Source organism: Caproiciproducens sp. (genome assembly GCF_053840905.1).
The window spans coordinates 95,819-119,184 of sequence record NZ_JBNLXQ010000004.1 but is presented as its reverse complement, the minus strand read 5'-3'; the positions used below and the strand labels follow the sequence as shown (position 1 = coordinate 119,184).

Sequence of the window (23,366 nt, the reverse complement as noted above, 5' to 3'; positions counted from 1 at the left end):
TATTTTTTAACGGCGTACCGTAAAATCCGATCGCTGTACGATAGGATAACAGCGTATAGAAACGATCATTGGCAAAGCTGGTATCATCGCTATTATACCACGGGCGCGGCGCGCCTTCACGGGAGATCAGTCGGAACGGCAGAGCTTCATGAGCGACCGGTTCATTTCATCAAAGCCCTGCTCGGAGGAAAGAACCACCAGATAGTCGCCGGGCAGAATCTGCGTTTCCCCGTTGGGGACCAGCTCCTTTTTCCCCCTGTGCAGGGATACGATCAGCGCACCCTCCGGCCAGCTGACGTCCTTCACCTTTTTTCTGGAAACCTTGGAGCCCGGCTCCACCGGAATTTCAATGATGGCGCCTGCCTTTTTCCCGCCGGCGCTATCCTTTTCCCCGTCGGTCAGCCGTTCCAGCAGCACTTCGTAAATCGGGGAGATTTTCAGCACATCGGAGGTAAGCAGCGCAATAAAAGCGACTGCCGCGACGGGCAGCAGGTGCACCAGCGAACCCGTCATTTCCGCCATCAGCAGGATGCTGGTGACGGGCGCTTTTACGGAACCGGACATGGCTCCCGCCATTGCGCAGACGCAGAACGCGGGAATATAGTCCGCCGACAGGCCCCATACGGTAATCAATTTTCCGAAAATACACCCGGTCATGGCCCCCAGGGAGAGGATGGGCATAAAAATACCGCCGGGAATCCCGCTTCCGAAACAGACGCAGGTGAAGGCGAGCTTCATAACCAGATAGACCGCCAGCAGGGAAACGCTGATCTGGGCGCTTTCGGACAGCCGGATCAGATTCTGGCCGCCGCCCAGCACCTGAGGGATCAGCAGCCCGCAGGGCAGGGCGAGAAGCAGCGCGGCGCCGGGCCGCAGAAAAGCGGGCAGCTTCGCGTAGAGCTGGTTAACGTCCAGCAGTCCCTTGTTGGCAGCGGCCCCCACTATTCCGGAAAGAATCCCGAGAGGCAGCAGCAGGCCGTAATATCGGATGGGCAGCTGCGGGATATCCGTATAATTCAGCACCGGCTTCAGCCCGAAAAAGTATTTTGACACCAGATCGGCCGTCAGCGCGGCCGTGGTCGCGCCGATCAGGATATTGGGGGAAAAAGTCCGGTGGATCTCCTCCAGCGCAAACATGATTCCGGACAGCGGCGCGTTAAACGCGGCGGAAAGTCCGGCCGAAGCGCCCGCGGTAATCAGACAGTTTTCCTCCAGCTTGTTTTTTCCGGCCCTCTTTGCGAACGCCTGCCCGCCGGCGGCCCCGATCTGGATGGACGGACCTTCCCTGCCAAGGGAAACACCGAAAAAAGACGTCAGGATTCCCGCCAGATAACGCACAAGCAGTACGGTGTGCCACTTGATTTTCATTCCGAACAGGACGATTCCCTCAACCTGCGGAATTCCGCTCCCCTTCGCGTACGGCTCCAGCTTTATCAGCCGGTAGGTAAGGTATCCCACAATTGCGATGAGGCACATCCACGGCAAAATATAAATCGGATACAGCCGTAAAAACTGATACGCCTCCAGCGATTTTTCGGTGCCGAATTCAATCCCCAGACGGTAAAGCGCCACCAGAAGCCCCGCGATCATTCCGGCGATCACTCCCTTATAGGTAACGCTCCATTTCAGTCTGTTCAGATCGGACAGCATTTGATACGTTCTCGATTTTTCCATTTTTCCGCGCGCCTCCGCTTTCTCTGCATTATTATACCATAAATTCCGGTGTAGGGAATCCTTTCAAAAAAATGTAAGGTCAAGTTGACATAAACGCGTTCCTGCGCTACTATATATGTAAGGGAACCTTTCCTTTGGAGGGCTGAATGTGAGAAACAGGGTCAAAGAGCTTCGGGAGCTGTTTGGGCTGACCCAGGAGCAGCTGGGCGAGCTGGCGGGTGTGTCCAGACAGGCGATCAATGCGGTCGAAACCGGAAAAAACGAGCCCTCCGTCTGGCTTGCGTACGATATCGCAAGGGTATTCGGGGAGCCGATCGAGAGCGTATTTTTGTTTGAAGACAGTGAGAGAAAATCGAGGGCGGAATCGAGCAGGAGGGTGACAGATGGCGCTGCGGCAAATCAGAACGTTTGACGATGAAATTCTTCGTAAGGTCTGCAAACCCGTCGCCGGGGTGGACGGCCATATCCGCCAGCTTCTCGGCGATATGGCGGAGACAATGTACCATGCCCCGAACGGCGGCGGGCTGGCCGCAAATCAGGTCGGGATTCTAAGGCGTTTAGTCGTCGCCGATATGGGAGAAGGGCTTTTTAAGCTGGTGAATCCTGAAATCGTGGAAGAAAGCGGCGAGCAGACGGTGATCGAGGGATGCCTGAGCTTCCCCGGGATCTGGGGCCGGCTGAAAAGGCCGTCCCATGTCGTGGTAAAGGCTTTGGATGAAAACGGAAAGCCGATCGTTTTGGATGTCACGGGAGAGATGGCAAAATGCCTCTGTCACGAAATCGACCATCTGAACGGGATCGTCTTTACGGAAAAAATTCTGGAGTATGTCAATATTGAAGAAATTGAAGAACAGGAATAGAGTCCTGAAAACAGTTTGAGACCGCCATGTTTTTGGCGGTCTCATTTGCAACAGGGACCCTCCTCCGGAGGGGGCGGTTCACGGTTCGCCGCGCTTTGCAGTGACCGGGTCGGCCGCCGGTGCTTTCTTTTTGATAAACACGAAATGATCGTCCGAGGAAAAATCCTTATGATAAGTATATCCCAGACGGTGAAAGTCTTTGACGGCGCCGGGGTCCGTTACGGCGTTTTCCGCAAGCCAGCGGACCATCTCCCCGCGGGCCATCTTGCACAGGGTACCCTTTTCCACGACCTTGCCTTCTATGAATTCCCCAAAGGTGCAGGTGAGAAAGCGGACCGATCCCGGCAGATGCCGCGAAACCGCCCTGCTATATTCCTGAGAGGCCAGATTCAGGATAAAACCGGTCTCCGAACAGAGCTGGCGCGCCGGTTTTCCTCCCCAGAAGGCATAGAGGTCCTTCTTTCCGTTTACCGACAGCTTCGCCTGCATCTCCAGACGGTAGGGCGTCACCCCGTCGAAGGGGCGCAGGAGACCATAGAATCCCGATAGGATGCGCAGATGCTCGTCGATGTATGCAAACTGTTTGTCCTCAAACACGCCGGGGGCCATGTACTGGTACTGGATGCCCTCGTAAGACAGAATAGCGGGAGTCAGGTTTTTATACAGGTCCATCGTCTGTACACGCCCGTAGTTGAGCGCGGCAATCGAATCGCTGCAGCGCCACAGGCGCTTCAATCCGGCGCAGTCCATGCCGCGCAGAGCGGAAAGCAATGCTTCCGCCTCCGGTAAAAACTGCGGCAGGCTTTCACAGGGCAGGCTGTCGGTGTCTGTATTCATTTTCTTCGCGGGGGAAATGATGATTCGCATAGGCTTCCAACCTTGTATTCGGAGTGGGGCATGGTTTTTGTATTTGGGAACCATGATATCAAAAAATCCGGAATAATGCAAGATACCGGACCGGATGCCCATTTTCCGTATTTCGGTAAAAGGAAGCAGTTTGCCATATTTGCGTTCTCATTGTATAATAAAAAACATCTATTCCCCGGCCTGCGCGGAATTTGCTCTGTTTCTCTGAACGCATCCCGTTGTTTCCGTTCTATCATCTTAAGGAGGGTATGTATGACCGAAAAAATTACGCTGGACAAACTGCAGGCGAACCTGGACTTTTTTCACAAAATGTATGATGCGGTCCGTCTTGTGGACCCCGTGCAAAAAAAGGTTATGGAATACCGCAATAACGGTACGGCCGAAACGTGCGAAGAGTGTTACGCCTATTGGAGCAGCGGGCGCATCTGTGACAACTGTGTGTCGATCCGGGCTCACCGGGAGCAGAAGAGCTTTATGAAGCTGGAGTACGGCCCCGATGTGATTATGCTGGTCACGGCCCTGCCGATCGACTCCATGGAGCGCCCCGTGGTATTGGAGACCCTGAAAAACACCACGGATACCATGATGATCGGCACAGGCGAATACCATAAGTGCCAGGTTTTGTTTAACGCGGTCAGGGATATCAACGATCTGGTCATCCGGGACGAGCTGACGTCTTTGTATAACCGCCGGTTTTTGGATGATCGTTTGCCCGCCGATATTGTCGGCGCGATGGTGGGCCGGAAGCCGCTGTCGGTTATTTTCATCGATATTGACAATATGAAGACGGTCAACGATACCTTCGGTCATGCGGCCGGGGACCTGGTCCTGAAATTCGCGGCGGCGACGATTCAAAAATGCATCAGAAATGCGACGGACTGGGCGGCCCGCTACGGCGGCGACGAATTCGTTGTTTGTCTGAGCAATACCGGAAGCGAGGAGGCGCACCGCGTTTCACAGCGAATTTATCGGGATTTTGATCAAGCGGCGTTCCCCATACAGGACAGCGATATTGGCATTAAGGTATCACAGGGAGTGGTGACAATGCCGGACTCCGGCTTAACGGCGGAGGAGATCATCAAGCTGGCCGACAAAAAAATGTACGAGGCGAAAAAACGCCACAAAGGAACGGAAAAATAAACTTCAGGCCTCGCGGACAAACTGCAAAGTGCAAAGCGGAGCGCGATTGAAGTCGGGAAAGCTTCGAAGCGATTCGTCGGAACTTTAAAGAATACAGACAATCATGCATACAATGGGACGCCAGTCCTGCCCTGTAAAACAAAAGGGGCATGCCGCAAATTTTACGCGGCATGCCCCTTTCTCTGTTTTTCTTATCGCCTTAGCGAACCGAACCTATTTCTTTTCCCGGCGGAAGCACATAAACCAATCCAGACAATACTGGTCGCCGGTCTGATTATCCATGCGTTCCTTGGCGGTGCCGCAGGAGCCGGCGGTGGGAACGATCACGTCGTCGCCGGGACGCCAGTCGGCGGGCGTCGCCACATTGTCGCTGTCGGCTTTTTGCAGCGCGATCACGATTCTTTTGATTTCGTCAAAGTTGCGGCCGGTGGAAAGCGGATAATACAAAACAGTGCGGATTTTGGCATTCGGATCAATTACAAATACCGCGCGCACCGCCTGGGTATTGGACTGTCCGGGCTGCATCATGCCATACTTGTTGGCGACTTCCATTCGGATATCCTCAATCAGCGGGAACTTGACCTCTATGTTCTTCTTTCCGTTCCATTCGAGTTCCTGAATCCTGCGCAGCCACGCGATATGCGCATAGAGGGAGTCCACCGAAAGGCCGATCAGCTCGGTATTCAGCGCTTTAAACTCATCCGCCATAGAGGCAAAGGTCATAAACTCGGTGGTGCACACCGGCGTAAAATCGGCGGGGTGGGAAAAAAGGATGACCCATTTCCCCTTGTAGTCCTCGGGGAAATTGATTTCCCCCTGCGTGGTCACAGCCTTAAAGCTCGGAGCGGTATCCCCGATCAAGGGCATTCTTACGACTTGCATTTCTTCCATGTTCACATTCTCCTTTTTATTTTAGAAATCTTATATAGGTATTATAGCAGTGGAACCAATCCGCTTCTGTAACGAGATCACAGAAGAGCGGCAAATCAGTTTCAGGGCCGGTCAGGCGGAGCGGCCGCCCAGCTTCCAGCCAATGGCTGTTTTGCGCGCGGGTATAAGACGGATGCGCTTTTAAGCGACTACGGCGGCATCCGGGCGCCTTCCGGGTACTGCTCCTTAATCCGCCGTACCTGTTTGTGATCCATAAACCTATTTCATACTTCCAAAGTCTGATAGACAGTCGCCGGTGCTTTCCGGTGAAAGTTCTGTGGCGTCAGGCAAGTTTTCCGGCAATAGGGAACGACAAAAAGCGGAGCGTGTGTCCACTCTCCGCCAAGGTCCCAAAAAAATTTTCGAGCGTTCTCCCCGTTTATATACTCATAAGCTTAAAAAAAGCCGCATCAGCTCGTTTTCCATCCGTAGCCCTTTATTTTCCTCCTGAAGCGCTTTTATGGCTTCAGCCGGATAGGGCTGCGAAGGACCGCTGTTGGCGGCGGGGTTCGCTTCCCGGCCTTCTATAGTCCCACGGTTTATGGACGGCTGTATCTGCTCCCGGACAGTTCCGTCGGAACGCCGAACGCGGCTTCTATCATTGTTCTCTATCATGGGAATTCCTCCTGTCACCGTTTGATATATCCCTCGGGAAGATTCTTACCCGGTGTTTCCGGGCCGGCGGACTTCTTTTCCGGGAACGGCCGCTTTAGCCCGATCGTGTTGGTTAGAGGGGACGGATGGTGTATTCGGCGATCCGGCCGTCCTTTGACAGCGTCGCGGCGCCGATGCACGGAAAAGTCGAACCGTCAATCAGGACTTCGTATTCCATGGAGTTTTCATTGAGTTTTATCAGTCTGGCACTCATCCGATAGGAGGCGAAAAGAGCGGCCCAAAGAACCTGGATGCGCTCCTCTCCGATGGCCACTAAATCCGGAAGCCCATGGGTCCTTCTTGCGCCGTCGTCGAACTTGCCCTCCTCCGTGAAAAGCCCGGAAATTTCCTTTGCGTCGCCGTGATTGATCCCTGCCAGATATTTTTCCAGAACCGTCATGAATTTTCCCCCTTTCTGTTTTAACAAAGATTCCATCCTGCGGGGCGTTTCCCCTCTTCTCCTTCTTTGTGCCGTTACCAGATACCGAGCCTCCAGGAATCCTCTTTCAATTGAGAGCGGAAATCCGGATGGGCGACCGAAATCAGATTGTCGACCCGCTGGCGGACGGTGCGGCCGCGCATCGGTGCAATCCCGTATTCGGTGACGATATAATCGACAATATTACGGGAGATGGATACGACGGAACCCGGCGTCAGACAGGGCCGGATGCGGGACCGTTCGCCGCCGTGCACGGTGGAACTGAACGCGATGATGCCGCGTCCCCCCTTCGAGTGAAACGCTCCGTAGGCAAAGTCGGTCGCACCGCCGCTTGCGCTGTATTGGCGTGTTCCAATGCTTTCGCTGCAGACCTGTCCCGTCAGATCCACTTCCAGAGCGGAATTGATTGAGACCATGTTTTCATTTTTTGCTACGATTTCCGGGTTGTTCACGTAACGGGTCGGATGCAGCTCGATAAAATCGTTCCGGTCGATAAAATCATAAAGGTGCCGGTTGCCGTAAACAAAACTGCCAATGCATTTTTGGGGATGGAGCGTCTTGCGCGTACAGTCGACCGCGCCCGCTTCAATCAGATCCACCATGGACGACGTGATCATTTCGCTGTGTACGCCGAGGTGTCGTTTTTCCATCAGTGCGCCGGCCACCGCGTTGGGAGTGCCGCCTATCCCCAACTGGATGCAGTCCCCGTCCCTGACCAGGGAGGATACATACTGCGCGATTGCTTTTTCTACCTCCGTTGGCTTCTTGTTGGGCAGCGAGGGAACGGGGGTATCAACTTCAACAATGCAGTCGGCCCGCTCCACCGGTATCGCTGTTTCCCCATAGACAACCGGCATGTTCCGGTTGACCTCCAGAATCACGGTTTTTGCCGTGGAGAGAGCTTCTTTTTCCCACTGGAGGCTCAGGGACATATACAGGTTGCCCCGCTCATCCATCGGGCTGACCGAGCAGATAAAGACGTCGCCTTTCAGGCTGACTCCTTCTTTACAGTAAAGCATGTCGTGCAGATGAACGGGTACGAGAGAACAGATACCGGCGTCATGGCCCGCGCGGGCCGCCAGGCCGAAGAAAAACGATTTGGTTTCGATTTTGCCCGCCATGGACGGGTCCGTCATAAACGGATAAGAATCGATTTCAAGAGAGGACCAAACATGCACGTTCTGTACACGCCCGGCGATGGTATGAAGCTGCTTGGCGATGTTGACCGGCATGCCGGCCGCGCAGCCGAGCATTACTTCGTCGCCGGAATGGATTCTCTGCAGGCTTTCTTCAATGGAACATTTTCTGGATTCATATAAACGGCAAATGTCCATGGCTGCTTACCCCTTCTCCCGAGTATTCTTTCCCTCGAACCGGACAGTCCGTACTTCCGGACCGACTGCGCGAATCAGCCGCGGCCGGGGCTGGAACTGCGACAGCCCGGTTTTCCTTTCGGAAACATCACTCCCCGCGGTTGGGGTCTTGCACCGTCCGTTCAATGGCTTTCATCGCCATCTTCACAGATTCGGTGTTTCCGAACAGGGCGAGGGTGGTAATATGCTGAGGACAGCTGCCCGTAATTTCCGCCGCAAAGACCTTCCCGGATTTCTGCCCGATATCGGCAAAATAGAACAGGTTCGGCACGCTGGTCTGAATGAGGGCGACGGCTTCGAAGTGCATCTGATCCAGAACGGACCGGGCTTCCGCAGACAACCGCCGGCGGAGCATTGCCACGACATCCTTTCCGGGAGAGTAAATAACGCAGCTGTTCTGCATGGACGCATCTCCTTTCTTCCGAAACAAAAGCCGATGCGGACTGCCGGTCGGCCGGAGCGCGATTTCCTCGTTTATATGTATGATACAAAAAATTCGGTTTGAGCACACGATCTTTCTTTGCTGAAATCCATACAACTTTTGCAGAATCGGGCGGAATGTAAAAACGGGGATTTTCCAGCGGAGTCAGATGGTGGGGCCTTTTCGCACTCCTTCTTGGCTGTTGATATGCAGCAGCCGGTATCCGCTGGGCGAGATCCCGATCTTTTTTTTGAAAAGCCTCCGGAAGGAGCTCGGTTCATTATATCCGGTTTCCTGCGCGATCGTTTCCACAGTCTCGTTCGTCGTGAGCAGCAAGAGTTTGGCCATTTCCAAACGGCGCTTAATCAGGTAGTCCACAAAATTGATCCCGGTCTTTTTCTTAAACAGACGGCTCAGATAAAAAGGGCTGAGGTAAAGTTCATGGGCGATATTGTCCAGCGAAACGGCGACATGATTCTCCAGATTTTCTTCAATCAGTTCTTTGGCCCGGTTTACCTGTTCATACCCAACGTCAAGGGTATATTGGTTGAATATGCTGACGGACATTGAGACGAAAGATTTGAGACGCTGCTCAATCATGTCCGTCGACCTGGCCGCCACCATTTCGTCGACAAAAGTGTGGTAGGCAAGGTACAGTGCCTCCGGACAGTTTTTCCGTCCGCCGGAAAAATAAAGCAGGGCGGTGGAGAGCTCGATCACGCGGGTGCCTAATGTAAGAACGTCCTGCCGGCAGGTGCTTTTCATATCGCACCAAATTTCGTTTATCAGGCGGGTGGATTCGCAGGCGTTCCCAAGCTGTATTTGGTCGAACATCTCCCGAAAGACGGGAGGAATGTTCTCCACGTAACTTTTTTTGGCGGACTCTTCCAGCGTGGTCTGCGCCTCTATTTCCCCGGTGAGCTTATCGACCAGATTCAGAAAATCGGAGGATCTGAGCGGCTTGAGAAAATAGTCGCTCGCACCGATGCGCAGGGATTTCTGAACGTAGTCGAAATTGTCAAAAGCCGTAATAATGACAATTTTCATCCACGGGTAGGTCTCCTTCAGAATTTGCGAAAGATGCAGCCCGTCCATCCCTGGAATTTTGATATCCACGAGCACGATGTCGGGCGGGGAATTTTCGATCGTGGACAGCGCCTGTTTAGCGGAAAGCGTCTGGCCAAGATACTGAATCTCGGGACGATTCTTTTTTAAAATGTGCTCAATCACCTCTCCCTCAAGGGGATAATCATCTACGACCAGCAGCTTAATCAAGACGATTCCTCCTTTTTGTCTTCCCAATATGGAATGCAGAGGCTGATTTTGGTTCCGATGCCCTGCCGGCTTTCCAGATCCCATTCAAATTTGTCTCCAAAATAATGGCTCAGGGTCTTGATGACATTTCGGATACCGAGAGATGGGATCGTAAGCTTGGACTCTTTTTGTCTCAGTTTCAGCAGTTCTTCCAAAATAAAGCCCGACATCCCAATACCGTCGTCTTCTATCTTCATCAATACGCGTTCGTCACGGCGCGAAATGCCGATCTTAATGGTGCCTCCTTCCTCTTTCGGCTCCAACCCGTGGAGAAAGGCGTTTTCCACCAACGGCTGCAGCGTGTAAGGCGGGATCAGGCAACCCTGAGCAGCTTCGTCGAAGTCGCACTGCACTTTGACCCGGTCGCGCAGTGTCACCGACTTGATCAGAAGGTAGCTCTTTATGTAGTTGATTTCATCCCCGATCGTTACCAACTCGTTGGAATTTTTCAGGCGCCACCGCAGCAGCTCCGACAGGGCGGAAATCGTCTCCGAGGTTTTGGCCGCATCCTCCAGTACGGCCAGATGATGGATTACGTTGAGGGTATTGAACAGAAAATGGGGATTCATCTGGGACTGCATGTTTTTCAGTTCCATGCGGGCCAGGTTTTTTTTCAGTTCCATCTGGGACTTGCTTTCCTGCAGGAGCTTGATTTTCTGTTCGTTCAATTCCTTCTGAATCATGCTGCGCGCGCCGATTTCTGCAAAGTGGTTGGCCATTGTGAACAGGAGCTGGGTGCAGGACTCGAATTTCTTCAGCGGCATGCGGACACTTTCCCTTTCGGGTGCGTGCTTTTTCACGCCGGTGTCTTCTGACAGCACACAGGAGAACTGTTCCATATTCTGCTCTTCCACCCGTATCTGTCCGGTAAGAATGGCTCCGATGTAATTGCCGTCCACAATAATCGGAACCGCGGCATCAAGAAATCCCAGATGACATTTGTATAGAACTGGGCTGCCTTTGAAGGATGCCTCAAGGCCCCCGTATGCGTCGCATTTTTCGCAGAGAACGACGTCCGGGGATTCGCGGCACTGCTTACAGGAAGGATTGAATCGGTTCATCGCCGTCATGCGTCTGCCGCAGTAATCGGTTACGATGGCTGGAAGAGAGGTTGCCTCGGAAAAATGCATTAGGATTTTTTCCAGAGTATCGATGGAAATAATTTCTCTGAGTTGGAAAATATACTTCTGCTCGGCCATCTTATTTTCCCCCTATTTACAAAATCGGACGCTTTGGATGAAAGGATCCGCAATGCGGTTACAGATTTTGATTAAGAACAAGGGTGAGATCCTTTCTTGTGGATAAAAAGGTTTGATGCTGTGCAAAATTGTCCCGCTCGTGCCGTGTTTTGGAACTTCTCAATGATAGTTTTATAGCTATTATAATACAAACTTTAAATTATATTATATAATTTTATACATTATTACAATAAATGACCGGAACAGGACAAGAATAGAACAATCTTCCTCTGCCGCAGGTTTCAATGATCCGTTTTTAAAAACAACAAAAGAAGTCCGTAATGGCGCAATAATTCACAAAGATATGTGAAATTTTAACGTGTATACTAGACATAAATAACAAGGGTTTTCACGGCAGTAAAGGAGAGAAAACATGAGTCGGTTAGCAGAAGCGGATCGTCTGATCGGGAAACTTTCCGAAGGAATGGAAAGCGGTTTGTTTCCGGAATCGCAGGGGCCGGTCTATCTCGGCGTGGATGTGGGGACCGCCAATGTGGTCAGTGTCGCGGTCGACGCCGGCGGAACTCCGCTCGGCGGGGAGATCACGCCGGCACGCGTGGTGAAGGAAGGAATGATCATCGATTATCTGGGGGCGGTCGATCTTGTGGAGAAGCAGGTCCGTGCTCTGAGGGAAAGGCTTGGAACGGAGATCTCCGTCGGAGCTTCGGCAATTCCGCCGGGAACTGCAGCGGGCAACGCCAGGGTCACGCAGAACATCCTGGAATCCGTGGAGCTTACCGTGCCCCTGATTGTGGATGAGCCGACTGCGGCATCTAAAGTTCTGGGCATCACGGAAGGAGCGGTCGTCGATGTTGGGGGCGGCACAACGGGAATTTCCGTCTTGAAACAGGGAAAAGTCGTCTATATTGCCGACGAGCCGACCGGGGGCTTCCATCTCGATCTCGTGCTTGCGGGCCGATTGGGGGTTTCCACCGAGGAAGCGGAGAGGATCAAATGTGACCCCGTGCTGCAAAAAAAGTACTTTGTGGTTGTCCGTCCGGTATTTGAAAAAATTTCTTCAATCATCCTGCATCATGTCGCGGGCCGCGATGTCCGGGATTTGTTTCTGGTGGGCGGCACATGCAGTTATCCGGGATTTTCTGCGCTGGTGGAAAAAGAAACGGGAATCCGCACACACCTTCCGAAGCATCCTCTTTATGTAACGCCGCTTGGTATCGCGCTGGCGTGCAGGGAGGTATGCAGGGAAAGGGTTGCCGGGGAGGGCTTGCGTTTTGGAGAATGAAATGGAGATGCTTGCGAGGGAGGCCGGCGTTGTCGGCGCCGGCGGAGCCGGATTTCCCACGCATGTGAAATTAAATGCACAGGTGGAAAGCGTCATTGTGAACGGAGCCGAATGCGAGCCGCTGATCACCGTGGACCAGGTGCTCATTTTAAACTATGCCGGCGAGCTCGCCTTTATATTGGAAAAGGTCAGGCGGTCGATGGGGGCAAAGGAAGCGGTGGTTGCCATCAAATCCAAACATTCCGAGGCCGTGCGGTCCATGAAACGGGCGGTGGCCGGCTATCCGGAGCAGCGGGTGTACGAACTGGGAGATTTCTACCCGGCGGGGGACGAGGCGGTCCTGGTTTACGAGGTGCTCGGCAAACAGATCCCGCACAGCGGGCTTCCGCTGGACTGCGGCGCCGTCGTCATCAATGTGGAGACGCTTTACAATTTGTATCATGCTTCGCAGGGCCATCCACTCACCCATAAATGGGTTACTGTCGCCGGAGAGGTGGAGCGTCCGGGCACTTATCGAGTCCCGTTGGGCGTTCGTATGCGGGAAATGATTGCGCTCGCCGAAGGGACCGGACTGTCGGAATATGCCGTTATCAACGGCGGACCGATGATGGGGAAACTCGTAACGGATCTTGACGAACCGGTGACGAAAACCACGAAGGGGATACTTGTTCTGCCCAAATCCGGCCCGGTCGCGCGAAATCGGACGCTTCCGCTCAGCCAGGTGCTGCGCCGGGCGCAGTCGCTTTGCTGCCAATGCCAGCTTTGTACGGATCTTTGCCCGCGGAATCTGCTGGGTTATGAAATCCATCCCAACCGCACGATCCTGGCGGCGAGCTATGGGTTTGAAGCGGGAAAGAAAAGTATTCTGGAAGCCTGGCTTTGCTCCGAGTGCGGGGCCTGTGATTTTTACGCCTGCCCGATGGGCCTGTCGCCGCGGAGGGTCAATCAGATGCTCAAAGGGGAGCTGGGACGGAGAAAAATTCCAAATCCCTACCGTGGAAGGCCGGCGGTGGCAAATGAATGGCGCTCCTACCGCCGCATTCCTGTCCGGCACCTGATGTCCCGGCTGGAGCTGGAGAGATACGAAAGTCCGGCCCGGCTGATTGATGATTCCATTCAGCCGGAGAAAGTGACGCTGCCATTGAAGCAGCACGTGGGCGTTCCCTCATCTGCCGTGGTTGCCGCGGGCGATTTGGTGGAAACGGGACAGTGCGTGGCGCGGATTCCGAAGGAGGGAAGTCTCTCCAGCAATCTGTTTGCATCTATCGCCGGCAGGGTGGTTTCCGTAACGGAAACCGCAATTGTCATCCACTCCGGAAGTGAGGAGGGACAGGTATGAAAAATACATTGGGCTTAATTGAATATCGCAGTGTCGCTTACGGAATGGTTGCGGCCGATAAAATGCTCAAAAACGGCAGCGTGGAACTGATCCAGTCGGCCGTGCTCTGCCCTGGCAAATACATTGCCATGGTGAGCGGGGATTTGGCGGCCGTGCAGAAAGCGGTGGAAACGGGTTTTGCGGAAAAACCTGCTTTTGCCATATCCTCCTTTGTGCTGCCGAACATCCATCCCTCGGTACTCTCCGCACTAACGGGTTCGGTGGAGGAAGAAATCCGCGATTCGTTCGGCATTATTGAGACCGAAGATGTGTCTTCCGCCGTCGTCGCCGCCGATACCGCGGCAAAAGCAGCCAACATTTCTCTGATTGAAATTCGGCTTGCCAGGGGGATGGGTGGGAAAGCTTATGTGTTTCTCTGCGGCGAGCTGAATTCTGTGGAGGATGCGATGAAGTTCGTCCGGGAGCGGGTCGGCGGGGACGGAATGCTGCTGGCTACCGCCGTGATTGCATCCCCGCACCCGGATCTGAAGTTCTGATCCCAGCCGCAGTTTTCCGGCGCGGTACCGATTTTATCGGACAAAAGAGGTTCCGTCCCTGAGGAATCGGGAAGAATGCCCGCGTTCCGGTTTCCCGAACTTTTTGTGCGTGGAAACTATTTTTTATGGAGGTCATCCTGCGAGGGCGAAGTGTCTTTTCGCTTCCACGGGATTTTGGAATCATTTCTAAATATGAAAAGGAGTGACAAGAATGGCAATACCTATGGATTCAAAACAGGTAGAAGCGATTGTAAGTCAGGTCATGCAGCAGCTGAACAGCGGTAAAAACGCTCCTGCAAAGAAGGAAGTCGGGCAGAGTGGACATGAGAAACTGGGCACCGGCGGAATGGAACCCTTTGACTTGGATTACAACATCACCGATTATGCGCTGAAGGCGGATACGTCCCCTTACCCGCGCATCAACCGGATCCTGCACCGTGTCCACGTCATTGAGCAGGCGGTGGATGACGAAAGAGCCATGCTGGTGACGGAGGCCTACAAAGATTTTCAGGGTCCGCAGATCATCAAATGCGCGAAAGCGCTTGAGAATGTGCTGAACAACGTCACCATCCACATCTGGCCGGACGAAATCGTAGTCGGGGAAATGGCGGCTCCCCCCAGATGCGCTCCGGTTTTTCCGGAATTCTCGTACGACTGGTGTACGGACGAATTGCAGAACAAACCATGGGATAACCGTGCCAGCGACCGGTTTGCACTATCGAAAGAAGCGGAAAAGAACCTGCTGAGCATCGGTGATTTTTGGAAGGGCAAAACGGTCGAAGACGCGGTCATCGGTACGCTGACAGATGAGGAAATCAAAGGATCGTCAGCGTATGGCCAGACGACCCGCCCGGTCTTCCATCCGAATCTTTACCTGATGGGCGGCATCGGCCACACGACACCGAGGTATCAGAAACTGTTCCAGTACGGCTACAAAGGACTCAAGCAGTTGGTTGTTGAGCAGATGGTCAAACTTGACGCGTCCCGTGCCGAGGACATTGAAAAGAGGGAATTCTACACCGCACAGCTGATCTGCCTGAATGCGACGATCAACTTCTTCCTGCGCTACAGCAAGCTTGCCAAAGAGATGGCGGAAAAAGAATCCGATGGGACCAGAAAGGCGGAGCTTTTGCAGATGTCCGAGAACCTTGCGTGGGTATCGGAGAACCCGCCGCGGACCTTCTGGGAAGCAATCCAACTGTATCATCTGGCGACCAACGTGATTCTCATCGAGTCAAACGGGCACTCGATTTCCTACGGCCGGTTTGACCAGCTGCTTTATCCTTATTATGAGAAGGACATGAAAGAAAACAAAATCACAAAACAGTTTTCTTCCGAGTTGATTGAGAATTTCTTCATTAAGGTTTTCGAGCTTGCCAAGCTTCGGGACGAAACCACTGCAATCCTCAACAGTGAGGTCGGCATGGGCGGAACCTGCCTGATCGTCGGCGGTCAGGATAAGGACGGACGGGACGCCACCAACGATCTGACCTACCTTGCGCTGGAAGCCCATGCTCACACACAGACGCCCGACCCGTGGTTCGCGGTGCGGTGGCACGTCAATGCACCGTGGGAGTTTAAGGTCAAGGTCGTCAATGTCATCAAGGTCGGGACCGGCCAGCCGAAAATTTTCAGTGACGAGTGCATTATCCCGAATATGATCAGCGCGGGCAGGACGTTGGAGGAATCCAGGGATTACACCGTCGTCGGCTGCGTCGAGCTGGATACCGGCGGGCTGGAGTACAGCCAGCACGACGCCGATTATTTCAGCATGGCGAAGGCGCTGGAGCTTGCCATCAACGACGGCAGATGTATCGACTGCGGTCCGGAGTGCCCGCGGTGGGAAAACTGCGGAAAAGTCGGCGGGCGGCTGGGTCCGGCTACGGGCAGCCTCGTCGACTTCAAGTCTATCGAAGAGGTCAAGAAGGCCTACGAGATTCAGACCGAGTACTGGGTATCGAAAATGGTGGCTTTCATGAACGCCAACGAAATGGGCCACCGGGATGTTAAGCCGCTGCCGTACCTTTCCCTTTTGATCGAGAACTGTGTTGAAAAGGGTGTTGAGGTCAATGCGGGCGGGGCGAAATACAACTTTACCGGGCCGCAGGGCGTTGGTATGGCGACCGTCGGCGACGGGATGTGCACGATCCAGCAGCTGGTCTTTGAAGAGAAAAAGATTACCGGCGAAGAGTTGCTCAAGGCATTGCGCGCGAACTGGAAGGGCTACGAGGCGCTGTATACCCTGATCAACAGCGACAAGGTCCGCCATTTCGGCAACGACGACGATCTCGCCGATTCATTCACCCAGTTTGCCTCCGATGTCTATTGCGAAGCCTGCGAGAAGCACAGAAATTCCCGCGGCGGAAAAATTCTTCCGGGTCTTTACAGCGTGTCCGGCAACGTCGGCATCGGCTTGGTGCAGGGAGCGTCTCCCGACGGAAGAATTGCGAAGGAGCCGGTTTCAAACAGCCTTGCTCCGGTACATACGGTGGTGGGATGCCATGACTTCAAGGGTCCGACCGCAATGGCAAAATCCGTGGCAAAGATCAACCAGTACCGTGCGACCAACGGTGCGCTGCTGAACGTACGGTTCTCCCCCGGCTGTGTTTCCGGCGCAACCGGACGCGACAATTTCGTCCACTATATCGATGCGTATTTTGCCCGTCACGGCATGCACTGCCAGTTCAACATCGTCAATCGGGAAACGCTGCGCGACGCGCAGAGGCATCCGGAGAACTACCCCGGCCTGCTGGTCCGTGTGGCGGGATACAGCGCCTATTTTGTACGTCTGAGCAAAGAACTGCAGGATGACCTGATCGGAAGAAACGAATATTCCTCTTTCGACTGATGCGGAATCCGGGCAGAACGCCCGTTGTGAAGCGCAGAAATCGGCCCTGCGGGAACGATTAAATCAGGTTGGAGGTGACATATGGAATTTGCTGTTGAAAACGATTTGACTGCTACGGTATTCAATGTACAAAAGTTCACCGTGCACGACGGCCCGGGCATCCGGACAGAATTTTTTCTGAAAGGCTGTCCGCTGCGCTGCCGGTGGTGCAGCAACCCCGAGAGCATCCTGCCTTTTTCGCAGGTGGGGGTTTATCCGAAGTTCTGTATCGGGGTGGACGTCTGCGGCTGGTGCATCGAGGCGTGTCCGCAGATGAAAAAGGGAATTCGGACGCTGTATGTGGCGGATGGAAAAATTGCCACCATCGACCGTGAAAAATGCCTGCACTGTTGTGCATGCGCCAAAGCCTGTCCCAATGATTCCCTCAAGATATTCGGTCAGAAAATGACTGTTTCCGAAGCGCTGAAAATCATTGAGGAAGACCGTACCTTTTACGGCACATCCGGCGGCGGCGTCACTTTTTCGGGCGGTGACCCGCTGGTGCAGTGGCAGTGGGTACTGGAGGTCTTGAAATGGTGCAGGCACCTCGGCATCAACACCTGTGTGGAGTCAGAGCTGCTCTGCAAAACCGAGATTCTGGAGGAAATCCTGCCTTACACAGACTGGCTGTACACGGATATTAAGCACATGGACTCTGCGGTGCACCGTAAATACACGGGCGCAGGCAATGAACAGATTCTGAAAAATATCCGTTATGCCGGGATGAAGAGCGCCCAGATGGTCATCCGTATCCCGGTGATTCCGGGAATCAACGACAGCGAAGAAAACCTGAAGGCGACGGCGGATTTTATCCGGCTGGAAGTCGGGGGAAGCGTCCGGCAGCTTCAGCTTTTGCCTTTCCGGCTGCTGGGAACCGACAAATACGAAGCCTTGGGAATTCCCTACCCGATGGCGGATGTCGATCCGCCGAACCCGGACGAATACCTGAAAAACGTTCGGAAAATAGCGGAAAAACTCCGGTCTTACGGCGTTCCGGCAATGGCCGGAACAACCAACAGACTGACATAGGAGGGATCGCTTTGCCGGAAGTCAAACAGAGGATCATTCAGGAGTCGGTACCGGGGAAACAGGTCACTCTGTGCCATATGATCGCCCATCCCGATGAGGAAATGTCTGATAAGCTTGGCCTGGAGCGCGGGGCGGCAATCGGCATCATGACGATCACACCCTACGAAGCGAGCATTATCGCCGCGGACTGCGCATTGAAATCGGCCGACATTCAGCTTTCGGTTGTCGATCGGTTTACCGGTTCGCTGGTCATCACCGGGACGGTCAGTTCCCTGGAAGCCGCTCTCAAACAGGCAAGGCATTTTCTGTATGCCGCCCTGCATTTTGACACGGTGGAACTGACTCGCTCCTGACATGCGCTGGATGGTGATCGGTCCCTCCGGCGCGGGTAAGACGGCGTTTTGTCACGCAATGGCGGGCACCGTGGATTGGAATGCCCTGCGGCGCACCCAGATGTTATCGTTTATTGGCAATTATATCGACACGCCGGGTATTTATCTCGAATATTCCCGCTTTTACCCGGCGCTGATTATCTGTGAGCAGCAGGCCGACGCCATCCTTTTTCTGGTTGGCGCCGACCAGAAGGGCCAGCCGTTTCCCGGTGGGATCGCCCGGATGTTCTCGCGCCCGGTATTCGGCGCGGTCAGTAAGGCGGATCTTGCCGAAGGGGATCTGAAACGGGCCAGAGCGCTGTTGAAGTTTGCAGGGATCCGGCCGCCTTACAGCGTCCTTTCCGCCATCGGGAAGGACGGACTGAAAGAGTGGAAGGATCGAATTGAAATTATGAAGGGAGAAAATTCTTATGACACAGGAAGCGTTAGGATTGATTGAAACACGCGGTCTGGTCGGAGCGATTGAGGCGGCCGATGCCATGGCAAAAGCTGCGAATGTCGTTCTTACCGGCTATGAAAAAATTGGGGCGGGACTGGTTACCGTATTTGTGCGCGGAGACGTCGGCGCCGTCAAGGCGGCCACCGATGCCGGAAGCGCCGCCGCCCAGAAGGTCGGCGAGGTGATTTCTGTCCATGTCATTCCCCGTCCTCACAGCGATACGGAAAAAATACTTCCGCAGATTCACTGATCCGGGCTTTCCCATTCATTTCGTAAAGAGACAAGGAGGATGTATTCATGGATAACAACGAAATCGTTCAGCAGGTCATGAAAGAGCTGCAAAAGCAGAGCGCCGCCGAACAGGAATCCCCGAAAGCGTCATCGGACTGCAATCGGACGGAGTTTGTCGGCGTAGGACCCGGCGATACCATCGGCCTGGTCATTGCAAACATTGACGAGAGCCTGCACGAGTCCCTCGGTATTGAAAAGAAATTTCATTCCCTCGGCATCGTCGGCTCCAGAACCGGCGCGGGTCCGCAGGCGATGGCCGCGGATGAGGCGGTCAAGGCCAGCAACGTCGAAGTCATAAAATTTGAAATGCCCCGCGATACCAAAGGCGGCGGGGGACATGGCTCGCTGGTCGTTTTCGGCGCCGAAGAAGTGTCTGATGCAAAGCGTGCCGTAGAAATCACCCTGAAATCCCTTGAGTGGTCGTTCGGAGGAGTCACCATGAACAGCGCGGGGCATATTGAGGTTCAGTACACCGCCCGCGCAAGCTATATGCTGGAAAAATATATGGGCGCGACTCTTGGAAAATCCTGGGGACTTGTCTGTGGATGCCCCGCCAGCATCGGCATGGTCATCGCGGATGCCGCCGTCAAGGCTGCGGACGTCAGCATCGTTTCGGCGGCCAGCCCGGCAAGCGGCACAAGCTTTACCAATGAGTTCATGATTATGATTACCGGAGATTCCGGCGCTGTCAAGCAGGCTGTCATCAAAGCGCGCGAAATTGGAAACACGCTGCTGAGCACACTGGGCGAAAAACCCGAGCCTGCCGCGCCGGTCTATTTCTGAGCAAAAAAGAATACGAGTGATCGAAGGTGAGGTACCATGTCGGATGAAGTGGATCGTGACACTCTGGTTCGCGGCATCGTCGAAAGTATCTTAAAAAACAAAGGCAGAACAGATTCGTTTACCGTTCCCGTAGGGATATCCAACCATCATGTGCATCTTTCACAGGAAGATCAGGATATCCTTTTTGGGAAAGGATATGAACTCCATGCGTTAAAAGACCTGTCCCAGAAAAAACAGTTCGCAGCGGAGGAAACGGTATTGGTCGCCGGCACGCGGGGCGCGCAGCGCATGCGCGTGCTGGGACCGGTACGGAAGCATACGCAGGTGGAACTGCTTGCTTCCGATGCGCACTTGCTGGGCGTCGCCCCGCCGCTATGTGAGTCCGGTAAATGGGAACCTTCGCCGACCGTCGTGCTGATCGGGCCGGAAGGCGTTGTGACGGTTGACCATGGTGTGATGGTGGCGTGGCGCCACATTCATCTTGACCCCGTGTTCGCTTCCGGCGTGGGCGCGGAGGACGGCAATATGGCGAAAGTGCATATCGGCGGGCGGCGGGGTCTGGTCTTTGAGCAGGTGGCTGTCCGCGTCGGACCACTTATGACTACGGAGTTCCATATTGACACGGATGAGGCAAATGCCTGCGGGCTGAAAAATGGAGATGAGGTTGAAGTGACGCTGTATGAACCCTGATCCGTTGCGCCAGATCTCGGAGGAAGTACAGGGAAAACAGATTTCTTTGTGCCATATCCTCTGCAGCCCGGATGAGAGGATTTCAAAATTGCTCGGCCTGGCGGGCAAGGCGGTGGCAATTCTCACGCTTACGCCTGCCGAGGCCTCCATCATTGCGGCGGATTTTGTTACCAAAGCGGCATCGGTCGAGCTTGTTTTTGTGGACCGGTATCTGGGTACTTTGCTTGTTACCGGATCGCTGTCGTCCGTGGAAAGCGCACTTGAACGGGTAATGGCTTTTTTGTCGGGAACCATGCGTTTTGAACGGATTCCCATCACAAAGTCATGACGGAAAATTAATACAAGGAGGAAATCATTATGACGCAGGAAGCACTGGGCCTGATTGAGACACGCGGGCTGGTAGGGGCGATTGAAGCTGCGGACGCCATGGTAAAAGCGGCGAATGTTTCTCTTACCGGATATGAAAAAACAGGAGCAGGGTTGGTTACGGTATTTGTACGCGGGGATGTCGGCGCCGTCAAGGCGGCTACCGATGCCGGCAGTGCCGCTGCACAGAGAGTCGGCGAGGTCGTGTCCGTCCATGTTATTCCCCGTCCGCACGGCGACACAGAAAAGATTTTATCACAGGGCGGCGTTGATGCTCCGTAAGGGGAGGAGTCTCTCCGCTTCTTACATTTTTCCGTAGAATCGGAAAACGGCGTTTGCCTTTCTAAAGGAGGAGTACAAATATGATCTTGAATGAAGACACAGTAAAATTCATTACGGAGCAGGTGCTTCAGGCCCTGGACAGACCTCAAATCTCCGCCGGGCAGGGAATCGGTGAAAAAAAAGAGATTGCAAATGGAATTTTCGACAGTGCGGAGGAAGCGGTGGAAGCCGCATACGGGGCTTTTAAGGAAATGCTGGCCATGACGCTTGAGCAGCGGGAGGAAATGATTGAAGCCATCCGCGCGGAGTTCAAGGATCAGATCGAGACTCTGGCCCGCATGGAACTGGATGAAACGCTTATGGGACGCCTGGAAGATAAAGTGCGCAAAATCTCTTGGGCCATTACGGACACACCCGGCATTGAGGACATCCGACCGGAGGTGTTTTCCGGCGATTACGGGCTGACGCTGGTGGAACATATGCCGTTTGGTGTCGCCAACTGCATCCTGCCGTCCACTGCGCCTGTAGCTACGGTGATTCACAACAGCATTTGCATGATCGCGGCGGGAAACAGCGTGGTCATCAGTCCCCACCCCGGTGCGCTCAAAACGACGCTGCGCGCGGTGGAACTGGTCAATCAGGCCGTCAGCAGCGTAGGGGGCCCCAAAAACCTGATTGCTTCGCCCAGTAAAATCACAATGGAAATTTCCAAAAAAATGATGACGCATCCAAAGGTGTCCCTGCTGATGGCGACTGGCGGACCCGGAGTGGTAAAGGCGGTTTTGAGTTCCGGGAAAAAGGCGATTGGCGCGGGCCCGGGCAATCCTCCGGTGCTGGTGGACGAAACGGCGGACATCGCCAATGCCGCCCGGTGCATTCTGGCCGGAAATATGTTTGACTACGGCCTGCAGTGCATTTGTGAAAAGGAAATTGTCGTTGTCGATTCCGTCGCTGACCGCCTGATCGAGGAACTGAGGAAAAACGGAGCATATTTTATTGAAGACAAGGAAACCATTGAACGCCTCAGCAAAATGGTCACCAATGAGGACGGATCCATCAACCGCAAATATGTGGGAAGGGCACCCTGGATCATCCTGAAGGATCTAGGGATTTCCGCCGATCCGTCGGCAAAGTCCATTATTTATGAGGCGCCGAGGGATCACATTACCGTAACGGAAGAATATCTGATGCCGCTGCTCCCGATTGTGCGTGCAAAGGACGTCGCGGAAGCAATTGCACTTTCCGTGAATTATGAGGGTGGGCGCCGGCATACGGCGATCATGCATTCCAAAAATATTGACAATATGTCGACGTTTGCAAAAGCCGTTTCCACGACCATTTTTGTTAAAAACGGACCGTCCTTTGCCGGGGTCGGCATGGGCGGAGAAGGGCATATGACCCTGAGTATTGCCGGACCGACCGGCGAAGGGCTGACTGTGCCGCGCACATTTACCCGGAGGCAGTGCTGTGCCCTGATCGGCAGTTTCAATATGCGGAGCCAGAACAAGCTTGCGGATCTCTGGAAATAATCCGGGAAGAAAAATACTTACGGGCATAATTGTGCGGAAGGAAAAGGCGGGGGAGTCTTATGATCGAAAAAGTAGCAGTGGGAGCCGCAGAATTTACCGGTTTGACGGCGGCGATCGCTTTTTTGGATGCGGCGGTCAAGGCGGCCGACGTCCGGATGACTGGTTACGAAATCACAGGCAACGGTCTTGTGACGGTGAAATTGTCCGGGAATGTCAGCGCGGTGCAGGCGGCAATGGACGCAGGTCTTCTGGCGGCGCAGCCGATCGGCAGAGCGGCCGGTCATCTTATCCTTGCCCGCCCGCATGAAGACGTGGGGAAAATCTTATATTCCAGAGACAACAAGATACGAAGATCTCCGGAACCGGAGGAGGAATCGCCCGCCGCGCAAAACGTCCCCCCGGAGTCCTCGGTGGAATCTGAGGCATTGTCTCCGCAGCCGGAGGAGGAAGCTTCTCCGGGTACCGTCGGACTTTCTGAAACGGAGGAAATTCCGGAGCCGATAGCCCAAGTGCGTCAGGAGCCGGAGCAGGCAGCCTGCAACCTGTGCGGCGACCCGAAATGTCCGAGAACCAAAGGGCAGCCACGAAGAGATTGTATCCACTATAAGGATGGAGAGACCTTTAAAGGGAATCGGTAAGGTAAGCAGGAA

General features: G+C 54.1%; 26 protein-coding genes. 17 read left to right on the top strand and 9 right to left on the bottom strand.

The annotated features are described in order from the left end of the window. Positions 1-126: 126 nt before the first annotated feature. Positions 127-1,674 carry a ClC family H(+)/Cl(-) exchange transporter gene (locus tag ACQGQ5_RS05305; protein WP_455735516.1) on the bottom strand — a complete coding sequence of 516 codons (1,548 nt, stop codon included), beginning with the start codon at positions 1,672-1,674 and terminating at the stop codon, positions 127-129. A gap of 148 nt (positions 1,675-1,822) precedes the next feature. Here ACQGQ5_RS05305 and ACQGQ5_RS05300 point away from each other — a divergent pair, with 148 nt between their 5' ends. Together ACQGQ5_RS05300 and def are read left to right on the top strand one after the other, a co-directional pair. Next, positions 1,823-2,086, top strand: coding sequence for a helix-turn-helix transcriptional regulator (locus tag ACQGQ5_RS05300; RefSeq protein ID WP_455735515.1), 264 nt, complete (start codon positions 1,823-1,825; stop codon positions 2,084-2,086). Beyond that, a complete protein-coding gene (gene def / locus ACQGQ5_RS05295; RefSeq protein WP_455735514.1) occupies positions 2,058-2,534 on the top strand; it encodes a peptide deformylase in 477 nt (158 codons plus the stop codon). Before ACQGQ5_RS05300 ends, def begins: the two co-directional genes overlap by 29 nt. 78 nt (positions 2,535-2,612) lie before the next feature. On the opposite strand, the gene yaaA is transcribed toward def, so the two are convergent. After that, entirely contained in the window at positions 2,613-3,401 is a 789-nt protein-coding gene (gene yaaA / locus ACQGQ5_RS05290) for a peroxide stress protein YaaA (RefSeq protein ID WP_455735513.1), read from the bottom strand. A 252-nt stretch (positions 3,402-3,653) separates the two neighbouring features. On the opposite strand from yaaA, the gene ACQGQ5_RS05285 reads away from it, so the two are divergent. Then, positions 3,654-4,541, top strand: a complete 888-nt coding sequence (locus tag ACQGQ5_RS05285) for a GGDEF domain-containing protein (RefSeq protein WP_455735512.1) — start codon at positions 3,654-3,656, stop codon at positions 4,539-4,541. Positions 4,542-4,754: 213 nt separating this feature from the next. Here ACQGQ5_RS05285 and ACQGQ5_RS05280 read toward each other — a convergent pair whose 3' ends face one another. The 7 genes from ACQGQ5_RS05280 to ACQGQ5_RS05250 all read right to left on the bottom strand — a co-directional run bounded on the left by ACQGQ5_RS05280 (position 4,755) and on the right by ACQGQ5_RS05250 (position 10,871). Then, positions 4,755-5,432, bottom strand: coding sequence for a peroxiredoxin (locus tag ACQGQ5_RS05280; protein WP_455735511.1), 678 nt, complete (start codon positions 5,430-5,432; stop codon positions 4,755-4,757). 426 nt (positions 5,433-5,858) lie between these two features. Next, positions 5,859-6,086, bottom strand: a complete 228-nt coding sequence (locus ACQGQ5_RS05275; RefSeq protein ID WP_455735510.1) for a hypothetical protein — start codon at positions 6,084-6,086, stop codon at positions 5,859-5,861. A 112-nt stretch (positions 6,087-6,198) separates the two neighbouring features. Next, entirely contained in the window at positions 6,199-6,525 is a 327-nt protein-coding gene (locus ACQGQ5_RS05270; protein ID WP_455735509.1) for a hypothetical protein, read from the bottom strand. A gap of 74 nt (positions 6,526-6,599) precedes the next feature. Then, positions 6,600-7,898 (bottom strand): acetyl-CoA hydrolase/transferase family protein, encoded by a 1,299-nt coding sequence (locus tag ACQGQ5_RS05265; RefSeq protein WP_455735508.1) that lies wholly within the window; start codon positions 7,896-7,898, stop codon positions 6,600-6,602. 127 nt (positions 7,899-8,025) lie between these two features. Beyond that, positions 8,026-8,340, bottom strand: coding sequence for a hypothetical protein (locus ACQGQ5_RS05260; protein WP_455735507.1), 315 nt, complete (start codon positions 8,338-8,340; stop codon positions 8,026-8,028). 183 nt (positions 8,341-8,523) lie between these two features. Then, entirely contained in the window at positions 8,524-9,633 is a 1,110-nt protein-coding gene (locus ACQGQ5_RS05255) for a helix-turn-helix domain-containing protein (RefSeq protein WP_455735506.1), read from the bottom strand. Continuing rightward, the gene (locus tag ACQGQ5_RS05250) at positions 9,630-10,871 is read right to left on the bottom strand and encodes a sensor histidine kinase (protein ID WP_455735505.1); all 1,242 of its coding nucleotides are present in this window, start codon (positions 10,869-10,871) and stop codon (positions 9,630-9,632) included. The genes ACQGQ5_RS05255 and ACQGQ5_RS05250 overlap by 4 nt, the downstream gene beginning before the upstream one ends. 412 nt (positions 10,872-11,283) lie before the next feature. Between ACQGQ5_RS05250 and eutJ the strand changes: the two genes are divergently transcribed. The 14 genes from eutJ (at position 11,284) to ACQGQ5_RS05180 (ending at position 23,354) form a co-directional block, all read left to right on the top strand. Continuing rightward, positions 11,284-12,153: an ethanolamine utilization protein EutJ gene (gene eutJ, locus ACQGQ5_RS05245; RefSeq protein WP_455735504.1), complete on the top strand. Its 870-nt coding sequence runs from the start codon at positions 11,284-11,286 to the stop codon at positions 12,151-12,153. Further along, positions 12,143-13,492, top strand: a complete 1,350-nt coding sequence (locus ACQGQ5_RS05240; RefSeq protein ID WP_455735503.1) for a 4Fe-4S dicluster domain-containing protein — start codon at positions 12,143-12,145, stop codon at positions 13,490-13,492. The genes eutJ and ACQGQ5_RS05240 overlap by 11 nt, the downstream gene beginning before the upstream one ends. After that, on the top strand, positions 13,489-14,028 hold the full coding sequence (locus ACQGQ5_RS05235; protein ID WP_455735502.1) for a BMC domain-containing protein: 540 nt from the start codon (positions 13,489-13,491) through the stop codon (positions 14,026-14,028). Before ACQGQ5_RS05240 ends, ACQGQ5_RS05235 begins: the two co-directional genes overlap by 4 nt. A 211-nt stretch (positions 14,029-14,239) precedes the next feature. Next, positions 14,240-16,876 carry a glycyl radical protein gene (locus ACQGQ5_RS05230; protein ID WP_455735501.1) on the top strand — a complete coding sequence of 879 codons (2,637 nt, stop codon included), beginning with the start codon at positions 14,240-14,242 and terminating at the stop codon, positions 16,874-16,876. 81 nt (positions 16,877-16,957) lie between these two features. After that, the gene (locus ACQGQ5_RS05225; RefSeq protein ID WP_455735500.1) at positions 16,958-17,944 is read left to right on the top strand and encodes a glycyl-radical enzyme activating protein; all 987 of its coding nucleotides are present in this window, start codon (positions 16,958-16,960) and stop codon (positions 17,942-17,944) included. Between the two features lie 77 nt (positions 17,945-18,021). Beyond that, positions 18,022-18,297: a BMC domain-containing protein gene (locus ACQGQ5_RS05220; protein WP_455735660.1), complete on the top strand. Its 276-nt coding sequence runs from the start codon at positions 18,022-18,024 to the stop codon at positions 18,295-18,297. A 1-nt stretch (position 18,298) separates the two neighbouring features. Then, positions 18,299-18,775, top strand: coding sequence for a EutP/PduV family microcompartment system protein (locus tag ACQGQ5_RS05215; protein ID WP_455735499.1), 477 nt, complete (start codon positions 18,299-18,301; stop codon positions 18,773-18,775). Beyond that, positions 18,747-19,025: a BMC domain-containing protein gene (locus ACQGQ5_RS05210; protein ID WP_455735498.1), complete on the top strand. Its 279-nt coding sequence runs from the start codon at positions 18,747-18,749 to the stop codon at positions 19,023-19,025. Before ACQGQ5_RS05215 ends, ACQGQ5_RS05210 begins: the two co-directional genes overlap by 29 nt. A 47-nt stretch (positions 19,026-19,072) precedes the next feature. Next, positions 19,073-19,849 carry a propanediol utilization microcompartment protein PduB gene (pduB, locus tag ACQGQ5_RS05205; RefSeq protein ID WP_455735497.1) on the top strand — a complete coding sequence of 259 codons (777 nt, stop codon included), beginning with the start codon at positions 19,073-19,075 and terminating at the stop codon, positions 19,847-19,849. A 36-nt stretch (positions 19,850-19,885) separates the two neighbouring features. Continuing rightward, positions 19,886-20,539 carry a phosphate propanoyltransferase gene (gene pduL / locus ACQGQ5_RS05200; RefSeq protein ID WP_455735496.1) on the top strand — a complete coding sequence of 218 codons (654 nt, stop codon included), beginning with the start codon at positions 19,886-19,888 and terminating at the stop codon, positions 20,537-20,539. Continuing rightward, entirely contained in the window at positions 20,529-20,867 is a 339-nt protein-coding gene (locus tag ACQGQ5_RS05195) for a BMC domain-containing protein (protein ID WP_455735495.1), read from the top strand. Before pduL ends, ACQGQ5_RS05195 begins: the two co-directional genes overlap by 11 nt. 29 nt (positions 20,868-20,896) lie before the next feature. After that, entirely contained in the window at positions 20,897-21,187 is a 291-nt protein-coding gene (locus ACQGQ5_RS05190; RefSeq protein ID WP_455735494.1) for a BMC domain-containing protein, read from the top strand. Between the two features lie 80 nt (positions 21,188-21,267). Beyond that, positions 21,268-22,716, top strand: coding sequence for an aldehyde dehydrogenase family protein (locus tag ACQGQ5_RS05185; RefSeq protein WP_455735493.1), 1,449 nt, complete (start codon positions 21,268-21,270; stop codon positions 22,714-22,716). A 59-nt stretch (positions 22,717-22,775) separates the two neighbouring features. Continuing rightward, positions 22,776-23,354 carry a BMC domain-containing protein gene (locus ACQGQ5_RS05180; RefSeq protein ID WP_455735492.1) on the top strand — a complete coding sequence of 193 codons (579 nt, stop codon included), beginning with the start codon at positions 22,776-22,778 and terminating at the stop codon, positions 23,352-23,354. The last annotated feature ends 12 nt before the right edge of the window (positions 23,355-23,366 follow it).

What these genes read in the sequence shown, in the direction of transcription:
- ACQGQ5_RS05305 (WP_455735516.1), bottom strand. Translation starts at nt 1,674, where the DNA reads ATGGAAAAATCGAGAACGTATCAAATGCTGTCCGATCTGAACAGACTG.
- def (WP_455735514.1), top strand. Translation starts at nt 2,058, where the DNA reads ATGGCGCTGCGGCAAATCAGAACGTTTGACGATGAAATTCTTCGTAAG.
- yaaA (WP_455735513.1), bottom strand. Translation starts at nt 3,401, where the DNA reads ATGCGAATCATCATTTCCCCCGCGAAGAAAATGAATACAGACACCGAC.
- ACQGQ5_RS05285 (WP_455735512.1), top strand. Translation starts at nt 3,654, where the DNA reads ATGACCGAAAAAATTACGCTGGACAAACTGCAGGCGAACCTGGACTTT.
- ACQGQ5_RS05280 (WP_455735511.1), bottom strand. Translation starts at nt 5,432, where the DNA reads ATGGAAGAAATGCAAGTCGTAAGAATGCCCTTGATCGGGGATACCGCT.
- ACQGQ5_RS05275 (WP_455735510.1), bottom strand. Translation starts at nt 6,086, where the DNA reads ATGATAGAGAACAATGATAGAAGCCGCGTTCGGCGTTCCGACGGAACT.
- ACQGQ5_RS05270 (WP_455735509.1), bottom strand. Translation starts at nt 6,525, where the DNA reads ATGACGGTTCTGGAAAAATATCTGGCAGGGATCAATCACGGCGACGCA.
- ACQGQ5_RS05265 (WP_455735508.1), bottom strand. Translation starts at nt 7,898, where the DNA reads ATGGACATTTGCCGTTTATATGAATCCAGAAAATGTTCCATTGAAGAA.
- ACQGQ5_RS05260 (WP_455735507.1), bottom strand. Translation starts at nt 8,340, where the DNA reads ATGCAGAACAGCTGCGTTATTTACTCTCCCGGAAAGGATGTCGTGGCA.
- ACQGQ5_RS05250 (WP_455735505.1), bottom strand. Translation starts at nt 10,871, where the DNA reads ATGGCCGAGCAGAAGTATATTTTCCAACTCAGAGAAATTATTTCCATC.
- eutJ (WP_455735504.1), top strand. Translation starts at nt 11,284, where the DNA reads ATGAGTCGGTTAGCAGAAGCGGATCGTCTGATCGGGAAACTTTCCGAA.
- ACQGQ5_RS05235 (WP_455735502.1), top strand. Translation starts at nt 13,489, where the DNA reads ATGAAAAATACATTGGGCTTAATTGAATATCGCAGTGTCGCTTACGGA.
- ACQGQ5_RS05230 (WP_455735501.1), top strand. Translation starts at nt 14,240, where the DNA reads ATGGCAATACCTATGGATTCAAAACAGGTAGAAGCGATTGTAAGTCAG.
- ACQGQ5_RS05225 (WP_455735500.1), top strand. Translation starts at nt 16,958, where the DNA reads ATGGAATTTGCTGTTGAAAACGATTTGACTGCTACGGTATTCAATGTA.
- ACQGQ5_RS05220 (WP_455735660.1), top strand. Translation starts at nt 18,022, where the DNA reads ATGATCGCCCATCCCGATGAGGAAATGTCTGATAAGCTTGGCCTGGAG.
- ACQGQ5_RS05215 (WP_455735499.1), top strand. Translation starts at nt 18,299, where the DNA reads ATGCGCTGGATGGTGATCGGTCCCTCCGGCGCGGGTAAGACGGCGTTT.
- ACQGQ5_RS05210 (WP_455735498.1), top strand. Translation starts at nt 18,747, where the DNA reads ATGACACAGGAAGCGTTAGGATTGATTGAAACACGCGGTCTGGTCGGA.
- pduB (WP_455735497.1), top strand. Translation starts at nt 19,073, where the DNA reads ATGGATAACAACGAAATCGTTCAGCAGGTCATGAAAGAGCTGCAAAAG.
- pduL (WP_455735496.1), top strand. Translation starts at nt 19,886, where the DNA reads ATGTCGGATGAAGTGGATCGTGACACTCTGGTTCGCGGCATCGTCGAA.
- ACQGQ5_RS05195 (WP_455735495.1), top strand. Translation starts at nt 20,529, where the DNA reads ATGAACCCTGATCCGTTGCGCCAGATCTCGGAGGAAGTACAGGGAAAA.
- ACQGQ5_RS05190 (WP_455735494.1), top strand. Translation starts at nt 20,897, where the DNA reads ATGACGCAGGAAGCACTGGGCCTGATTGAGACACGCGGGCTGGTAGGG.
- ACQGQ5_RS05185 (WP_455735493.1), top strand. Translation starts at nt 21,268, where the DNA reads ATGATCTTGAATGAAGACACAGTAAAATTCATTACGGAGCAGGTGCTT.
- ACQGQ5_RS05180 (WP_455735492.1), top strand. Translation starts at nt 22,776, where the DNA reads ATGATCGAAAAAGTAGCAGTGGGAGCCGCAGAATTTACCGGTTTGACG.